The 8,710-nt window shown below is 39.2% G+C and carries 5 protein-coding genes and 1 pseudogene; 5 read left to right on the top strand and 1 reads right to left on the bottom strand.

What is annotated here, in order from left to right; all coding sequences use genetic code 11:
* Positions 1 to 23 precede the first annotated feature (23 nt).
* From QZR70_RS07450 to QZR70_RS07435, 4 genes are all read left to right on the top strand, one after another.
* The gene (locus QZR70_RS07450) at positions 24 to 827 is read left to right on the top strand and encodes a CpsB/CapC family capsule biosynthesis tyrosine phosphatase (protein ID WP_295794206.1); all 804 of its coding nucleotides are present in this window, start codon (positions 24 to 26) and stop codon (positions 825 to 827) included.
* 245 nt (positions 828 to 1,072) lie between these two features.
* Positions 1,073 to 3,223, top strand: a complete 2,151-nt coding sequence (nrdD, locus tag QZR70_RS07445) for an anaerobic ribonucleoside-triphosphate reductase (RefSeq protein WP_295794204.1) — start codon at positions 1,073 to 1,075, stop codon at positions 3,221 to 3,223.
* Between the two features lie 137 nt (positions 3,224 to 3,360).
* Entirely contained in the window at positions 3,361 to 3,858 is a 498-nt protein-coding gene (gene nrdG / locus QZR70_RS07440; protein WP_119209256.1) for an anaerobic ribonucleoside-triphosphate reductase activating protein, read from the top strand.
* A 2-nt stretch (positions 3,859 to 3,860) separates the two neighbouring features.
* The gene (locus tag QZR70_RS07435) at positions 3,861 to 5,099 is read left to right on the top strand and encodes a chloride channel protein (RefSeq protein WP_295794200.1); all 1,239 of its coding nucleotides are present in this window, start codon (positions 3,861 to 3,863) and stop codon (positions 5,097 to 5,099) included.
* Here the strand turns inward: QZR70_RS07435 and QZR70_RS08910 are convergent.
* Positions 5,072 to 5,218, bottom strand: a pseudogene (locus QZR70_RS08910) (IS3 family transposase); the annotation flags it as partial. The gene QZR70_RS07435 and the pseudogene QZR70_RS08910 overlap by 28 nt on opposite strands.
* 273 nt (positions 5,219 to 5,491) lie before the next feature.
* On the opposite strand from QZR70_RS08910, the gene QZR70_RS07430 reads away from it, so the two are divergent.
* Positions 5,492 to 8,665 carry an ESPR-type extended signal peptide-containing protein gene (locus QZR70_RS07430; protein ID WP_363661706.1) on the top strand — a complete coding sequence of 1,058 codons (3,174 nt, stop codon included), beginning with the start codon at positions 5,492 to 5,494 and terminating at the stop codon, positions 8,663 to 8,665.
* Positions 8,666 to 8,710 lie beyond the last annotated feature (45 nt).

Here is an 8,710-nt window from a genome sequence, read left to right as displayed (position 1 = left end):
ATCGTAAGTAGAAGGGAAAGAATATGAATCGCGTGGTTGACTTACATGGTTGCATTTTGCCAGCTGTGTTAGGGCCTCAAGGGCCACAAACAATGGCAGAATCAGTAAAAATGATAAAATCTTTGGCTGAACAAGGAATTACAGATATTTTCAGTACACCTGATGTAATAGTATCTATGGATATGAATACTTGGGATGAAATGGAAACAACATTGAATGATGTAAAACTTGCAGTAGGTGAGCAACAAGTAGATGTTACTATTCACAGTGGTGCTCGCGTTTTACTTTGTGATGAAATGGTTGAATATATCGTTGCTCATCGCAATCAGTATTTGTTGGGTAATAGCCATTTTATGTTAGTAGCATTACCTGAAAATAGTAAGGTTCACCATATTAATGCATGGTTGCTAAGCTTACTAGATATGGGCATTGTTCCTATCATTAGTGAAGTAGAAACGCATCGCCAATTATTTACAAAACCAGAACAGTTATTGGAATGGGTAGATAAAGGGATTTTAATTCAATGTAACATGGCATCCTTTAATCATAGTAATGCTAATTATCATAGAGCGATCGAACTATATCGCAATGGTCTAATTCACTTCTTTGGTACTGGTTACTGTAATGAAAGTGATGTGCAAGCACATCAAGGATACGTAGAAGCTATTTCTAAATTAGATAGTACGTACAAAAAAGATTTGTTGCCGAATATTCATCTCAATGAACGCGATCTTTTAGCTGATCGCACATTCTATCCAGCGGTTCCTTCTAGTTGGGTAGGTCAAAAGTCCAATTTCTTGACACGTCTATTTGGTTTTACATTATAATTTATATAGGTTCTTTTATTCATGCTGTATTGGCATGGCTAAAAGAGCCTATTTTTACTTTATATTGTATTTGTTCTTGAAAACAACCACCATATATAGTATACTGAGTTAGCGGTAAAAAATAGAGAGTTTAGTCATAATTCTTTACATTTTTACATATAAATTTATAAAAAGTATGGTTTTCCATACTTTTTTCTATGTCTTAACATATATTTCAGCGGTAACAAAATGGGGAGGTTGCCAATATGTTGCAGGTCATTAAACGGGATGGTACAAAGGTACCATTTGATAAGAATAAGATTGCTTTGGCTATAGAAAAAGCTGAGCATAGTAGTACAGGGTTGTACGAAGAGGGGTTGGCACAGCGTATTGCTGATGAAATTGAAGAATATGCTACAAAGCTCCAAAAAGACATGACAATTTATGCTATAGAAGATCAAGTGTATTATAAGTTGATTGAGTATCATAATCCTGCAACGGCACGTGCCTATGAAGGTTACAAAGCTGTTCAAGCTTTTAAACGCCGTCAAAATACCACTGATGATGATGTAATCGGTTTATTAGATCGCAGTAATGTCAGCGTTCTCGATGAAAACTCTAATAAGGATGCTGCTATTGTATCTACACAACGTGATTTAATTGCCGGTGAAGTATCTAAGGATATTGCTCGTCGTAAATTAATTCCTACAGATATTTTAGAAGCCCATGATAGTGGTGTTATTCACTTCCATGACATGGATTACATTATCCAGCCTATGTTTAACTGTTGCTTGATCAATTTGGAAGATATGCTAACAAATGGTACGGTTATTAATGGTAAGAAAATTGATACACCTAAATCCTTCCAAGTTGCATGTACAGTAACAACGCAAATTATTGCCCAAGTTGCATCTGGTCAATACGGCGGTCAAAGTATCAATGGTATCGATCGCATCTTGGCGCCATTCGTACGTAAATCTTACGAAAAAATCCTCAACAATGTTATTGAAGAACAAGTTGAGATTTACGGGATGGAACCAAATATGGAAAAAGCCCGTGAAATTGCGTGGAAACGTACGCGTAAAGAGGTTAAGGATGGCATCCAAACTATCCAATATCAAATCAATACATTGATGACTACAAATGGTCAATCTCCATTTGTTACATTGTTCATGTATTTTAAACCTGATTATGAATACGCTAAAGAGGCTGCTCTTATTACAGAAGAGATTTTACGACAACGCATTAAGGGTGTAAAAAATGAAGCTGATGTATATATTACGCCAGCATTCCCTAAATTGATTTATGTTCTTGATGAACATAATGTAACGCCTGATAGTCCATATTACTATTTAACTGAACTTGCTGCACAATGTACGGCTAAACGCATGTATCCAGATTACATTTCCGCTAAGAAGATGAAGGAAAACTATGAAGGTAATGTATTTAGCCCAATGGGATGTCGTTCTTTCTTATCTCCTTGGAAGGATGAAAAGGGGAACTATAAGTTTGATGGTCGCTTTAATATGGGCGTTGTAAGTTTGAACTTACCTCAAATTGGTATCTTAGCTCGCGGTAGTGAAGAAAGATTCTTTGAAATTTTAGATAAACGTCTTGAATTAGCGGAAAAAGCATTACTATTACGTTACAACTTATTAAAGGATGTAGTAAGTGATGTATCGCCAATTCACTGGCAACATGGTGCCATTGCGCGCCTAAAAAAAGGAGAAAAAATCGGTCGTTTCCTTACTGGTGGTTATGCAACGATTTCTCTTGGCTATATCGGTATTTATGAAGCAACTCGATTGATTACAGGTGAATCCAATACAGGTGAAAAAGGCCGTGTATTTGCAATGAAAATTATGGATCGTTTAAACGATGCTATTAACCTATGGCATGACAAACATAATCTTGGCTTTGGTTTATACGGTACTCCTGCTGAAAGCTTAACAAATCGGTTCTCTTCTTTAGACCGTGCCCGTTTTGGTGTAATTGAAGATATTACAGATAAAGGGTATTACACTAATAGCTATCACGTAAATGTTCGTGAAGAGATTAATGTATTTGATAAATTTGCCTTTGAATCTGAGTTCCAAAAGAAATCTACAGGCGGCTGTATCTCCTATGCAGAAATTCCAAATATGACTAATAATATTCCAGCCGTTTTAACTATGATTCAATATATTTATGACCATATTTCTTATGCTGAATTTAATACCAAGTCTGACTACTGTCACGAATGTGGTTTTGATGGTGAAATTAAGGTCAATGAAAATAATGAGTGGGAATGTCCTCGTTGCCACAACACAAACCGCGATAAATTAACTGTAATTCGTCGTACTTGTGGTTATTTAGGTGAAAACTTCTGGAACGAAGGTCGTACGAAAGAAATCAAAGATCGTGTAATGCACATTTAAAATTATTAGAATTATAGTTACTATAAATACATGGTAAAAGCTGTGCTTAAGGCACAGCTTTTACTGCGTTTGTAAGAAATAGAAATATATCTATATAGTGTTAGTCAAAGTTGATTACCACTACTATGGAGGTAATTATGAGATATGGGCAAATAAGACAATATGATATTGCCAATGGGGAAGGTATTCGTACATCTATATTCGTAACCGGTTGTACACATTGTTGTTATAACTGTTTTAATGAAGAATACCAGGATTTTAATGCCGGTAAGGAGTGGACTCAATCTGAAACTGATTTAGTTGTATCCTATGTGAAAAGTCCAACATGCTCAGGTTTAACCTTGTTAGGTGGGGAACCGTTCCAAAATGTACAAGGTTTATTGCCGGTGGTGCGGGCAGTCCGTGCGGCGGCGCCAGACAAGAAAATTTGGGCCTATTCAGGTTATACAATAGATGATATCTTAGAAGATGAGTTGAGAAGCGCTTTATTACATGAAATTGATATTCTCGTAGACGGTCGCTTTGTAGATGAACTCAAAGATCCAGCATTGCGATTTAGAGGGTCATCTAATCAACGTATTATAGATGTTAAGAAAACATTAGAAACAGACGAAGTCGTATTAGCAATGGAGTAAGTATGGCATTTGATAAACGTTTAATAGGCCTCATAATTATCGTTGGATTTATAGCGGGATTAGTAGGGGCCTCTTATACACATTTATTACATGGAATTCAGCACTTTGTATATCATTATTCTTCTGCTGATCATATGAGTTTTGGCGCTGCTGTAGCTCGTGTATCTCCGGTAGAGCGATTGATACCATTGATTATTTGCGGTCTTATAGGCGGTGTTGGTTGGGTACTTATTCACCGATATGGTAAAGGTGTTGTAGATATTAAAACGGCTGTATCTGGTAAAATGGATATGAATCCTATTACTACTGTTTTACATGCAACTTTACAAATTATTACCGTAGGTATTGGTTCACCATTAGGGCGAGAAGTTGCACCACGTGAAGCCAGTGCAGGGATTACAACTTTTTTAGTTAAACATTTTGATATTAAACAAGAAGATCGCCAACTATTGATTGCTTGTGCAGCAGGTGCTGGCTTGGCAGCGGTTTATAATTCACCGTTATCGGCAGCGATTTTTACGTTGGAAACATTGCTTCTTACATGGAATATACGCGCTATGAGTGCTGCTCTTATATGCTGTGGATTAGCAACCTTTGTTACGAGACAGGCAGGTGTAGGGGATGTTATTCAATATACAATGGCTCAACCTAGCTTGGGTAGCCATTATGTTGAATTCGCCATTGCCTTAGGTGCTATTATTGCCTTAGGTGTAGTTTTATTTAATATTACACAAAGTAGGTTGCCGGCTATTCATCGTAGCAGTCCTGTTATGATTCCCATTTCTATCGTAGCATTTACACTTATCGGTGTATTAGCTATGTATTTCCCTGAAATTCTTGGGAATGGTAAGGCCGGGAACGAATTAACCTTTACCAATGATATTACATGGACTTATGCATTAGGATTATTTGGTTCTAAGTGGGCAGCAGTATTACTCGCATTAGCAGCAGGTGCGTATGGTGGTCGTATTACTCCATCTATGATGTTGGGCAGTACGTTAGCCATAGTATTTGGTACTTTTTGGTCTATTGCCGTGGCTCCTATATCATTGGGGATGGCTGCCTTTATCGGTGCCGTAGCATTTTTAGGACTTGCACAAAAAATGCCTATGACCTCATGTGTATTTATGCTTGAGCTTTCAAGATTTTCTGTAGAAATGTTGTTCCCTATAGCGTTAACTATGGGTACAGCGCTTATGGTAGAGCAGATTATTCAGTCAAAACTAAAGAGTGATAAATAGTAATCTAAACACATGGATGCTTCCCTGTATTTTACAGGGGGCATCCATTTTGTTTTTTTGATCCTTTTGTTGTTGTAATAGTTAATATATTCTTCTATCGCTACTACAAAAGTATTAAATGATGAATATTCTTTTCAATAGAATAATTTAATAGTATATATAAGAATATCGAGGACTGTTCGAGTGACGGTGCCTCGATATTTTTTGTATATCGAAAAATTGATAATTTGAACGCATAATTATGTGAAAATAAAATGAAAAAAATTTTACTTATACAGTAAAATGTGGTATTTTAGTTATATAATTTTGAGAAAATCGATATAGTCTCAGTTTGGTTATTGTAATTTTTATGTAAGTGGATATAGTTAGTTTAATTTATAGGAGTAAGATTGATGAATCGAGTTTTTAAAGTAATTTGGAATCGTACAAAGGGGTGTTACGTAGTCGTAGCGGAAACGGCAAAGAACATGACGAAACGTTCTTCTTTGTCGGTTGTATTTTCTAAAATGGTAGGTGCTACTGCGCTTGCCGTTATGTTGACGGGCGTTATGATGCCTACGGATGCTTTGGGGGCACCGATTAAAAATGGTATCGGAGCGCAGGCCTCAAATAATGGTGGTATCGCTATTGGTGATATAACTAATGCACTTGGTGATTATAGTGTAGCCATCGGTAACGGTGCAAAAGCAGTCGGTGAAAGTACTGTAGGCACGAATATCCCGACAAGTACAGTAGCTATAGGTCAAGGGGCACAAGCTTTGGAAAACGGGGATATCGTTATCGGTCGTTCCGCAAAGAGTATTGTTTCTACGCATCATGGTAATCCTGGATCCGGCGCTGTTGTTATGGGGGCGGAGGCTGCTTCCTACGGTGCTCGTGGTGATGTGGCTATCGGTGCATCTGCGGAAACAAATGTAAAAATTAAGAATGATGGCGGTACTGTTAACCCTAAATATGCGCAAGGTGTAGCTATCGGCAGCACTGCGAAAACTTATGGTACACAGTCTCTTGCTCTCGGTGCAGATACAAGAGCTATCGGTAATTCATCTGTTGCCATCGGCGGTGATGATATCGATATGGCTCGTACTGAATTGGAAACAGCTGTGCCTCAATTGGCTGCAGGAAACGGTATTAAAAAGAGCTTTAACAAGGAAATTGAAGATAAATTCGCCGGCACTCTTGGTTCGGCATCTATTAATGTAAAAGGTAAATATGCAAATACGGCGGCTATCGGTGATGCAACTACGGCTATCGGTACATTGAGCGAAGCCTATGGTACAGGCTCTACAGCAATCGGTATCAACTCTTTGACTAAAGGTGTAGCCAGTACCGGCATCGGTATCATGACACGTAGTTGGGGAACAAATTCTCTTGCTCTTGGTACGCAGGTTGGTGCTTACGGTAATCGTTCATCCTCTATCGGTGATACGAACCAGGTCGGTTTAGATATGAAAGACGGTTCTAAATCCGGGAAAGAGTCTGCTGCTGTTGGTTCCAAGAATACGATTTACGGTAATCAGGCGTATGCTATCGGTGCAGGAAATACCATCGGTTCCGCTACTGTTATGACCACGACGGAAGCAAATGGTAGTGGTGCAGGTGCCGATCAGGATAAAATTACAACTGTTACAGACGGTACTGTTAAAGGTAATATGTCCGGTGCATTCGGCTATAAGAACAGTATTACGGCCGATAATTCTTATGTAGTGGGCAGTAACTCAAATGTTTCCGCTGATGGGGCTATGGTTCTCGGAAATAATGCTTCCGTGACGGCGAATAATGCTGTGGCTATCGGTAATAATACAAAGGTAGATAATGAAAGCGCTGTAGCTCTGGGGACCGGTTCTGAAACGGCAGCAGCTGTAGCGACACCTTCCGCAACCATTAACGGGGCTGTACATAACTTTGCAGGTATTAATCCGGCATCCACCGTAAGTGTCGGCAAGGCAGGCATGGAACGGACAGTTACTAATGTAGCGGCAGGTCGTATTTCCGCTACTTCTACGGATGCTATCAACGGCAGTCAATTGCATGCAGTTATTTCGGAGATGGATAAGGGCGTGGCATATGCCGGTGATGTGAAAGCTGCATCGGCTACAGCTAATCAATTTACTCGTAAATTTGGTGAACAGACGAATATTGTCGGTGGTGTGACTGATCCGACAAAACTATCCGATAATAATATCGGCGTTGTATCCAACGGAACGGATACATTAAATGTAAAATTGGCGAAAACGTTAACCGGTCTAGACAGCGTTACTGCCGGTAGTACGACTATCAACAATGACGGCTTGACTGTAGGCGGTAAGACTTATGTAACGCCGAACGGTATCAATGCGAACAATCAGAAGATTACCAACGTGGCGGATGGTAGTAATCCTAATGATGCAGTTAACTATGGCCAGTTACAAAAAGCTATCAACGGTACTGCGAAGGCATCCACTGTGAAAGCAAAGGATGCGAATGTGACCGTAACGGAAGGTACGAATGCGAATGGCGGTAAGGAATTTACTGTCGGTTTAGGCAATAAAATTAATGTCGGTGCTGCCCACCCTGTAACTGTAGATGGTGATACAGGTCATGTAACAGGTCTCACGAATACGGATTGGAATGTGGATAATCCAGTGGCTGTATCCGGTCGTGGTGCTACGGAAGATCAGTTGAAGAAGGTTAACGACAAAGTTAATACGAATAGATCCGACATCGACAAAAATAAACAGGATATTGCGGGTAACAAACAGAACATCAATAAAAATGCCGGAGATATCGCCAACAATACGCAGAACATCAATAAGAATAAACAGGATATCTCCGATATCAATAAAACTCTTGAAAAAGGCTTGAACTTTGCCGGTGATACGGGTGCCGTAAGCAACAGAAAATTAGGTGATACAGTAACTATCAAAGGCGGTGCTGATGCAGCTAAATTATCCGACAATAATATCGGTGTTGTATCCGACGGTAACGGTACATTAAATGTAAAATTGGCGAAAGAATTACAGGGGTTAACGTCTACAACTTTCACAAACGGTGGTAATAACACTGTTATCAATGGTGATGGCATGACCATCAATCGTGCTGGTGGCGATGCAGTAAGTCTTACAAAAGACGGCTTAAATAACGGCGGTAACAAGATTACGAATGTTGCTGATGGCACGGACCCTAATGATGCAGTTAATAAATCTCAATTGGATAAAGCTACAGCAGCTGCATCCACAACGGTATCTGCAGGTAATAATATTACTGTGACACCTAGCACCAATGCGAATGGTTCCAAGAACTATGAAGTAAGTCTTAAAGATCAAGTGACATTGGGTTCTGATGCTACAAAACAAATCGCAATGGATGGTACTACAGGCACAATCAAAGCTGGTGATAAAGTTACAATCGACGGCAAAGACGGCAAGATTGCGGCAGGGAAAGTTGCTGTTGACGGTAAGGACGGCTATGTGACAGGTCTGGAAAACAAAGATTGGGACCCTGATAATATCTCAAGCGGTCGTGCTGCTACAGAAGACCAGTTGCAGAAATCTCACAAGACCTTGGATAATAAAATTATCCTTTAAACTTAATGAAAATCAGTACGAGGCATTGTGCCTTGAATTTAACAA

Source organism: uncultured Veillonella sp. (assembly GCF_900545205.1).
GTDB lineage: Bacteria > Bacillota > Negativicutes > Veillonellales > Veillonellaceae > Veillonella.
The sequence above is the reverse complement of the archived record's forward strand: the minus strand, read 5'-3'. Positions and strand labels throughout refer to the sequence as shown.

Bases quoted from the DNA above. Each gene is read 5' to 3' on its own strand.
- QZR70_RS07450 (WP_295794206.1), top strand. From the start codon at position 24: ATGAATCGCGTGGTTGACTTACATGGTTGCATTTTGCCAGCTGTGTTA.
- nrdD (WP_295794204.1), top strand. From the start codon at position 1,073: ATGTTGCAGGTCATTAAACGGGATGGTACAAAGGTACCATTTGATAAG.
- nrdG (WP_119209256.1), top strand. From the start codon at position 3,361: ATGAGATATGGGCAAATAAGACAATATGATATTGCCAATGGGGAAGGT.
- QZR70_RS07435 (WP_295794200.1), top strand. From the start codon at position 3,861: ATGGCATTTGATAAACGTTTAATAGGCCTCATAATTATCGTTGGATTT.
- QZR70_RS07430 (WP_363661706.1), top strand. From the start codon at position 5,492: ATGAATCGAGTTTTTAAAGTAATTTGGAATCGTACAAAGGGGTGTTAC.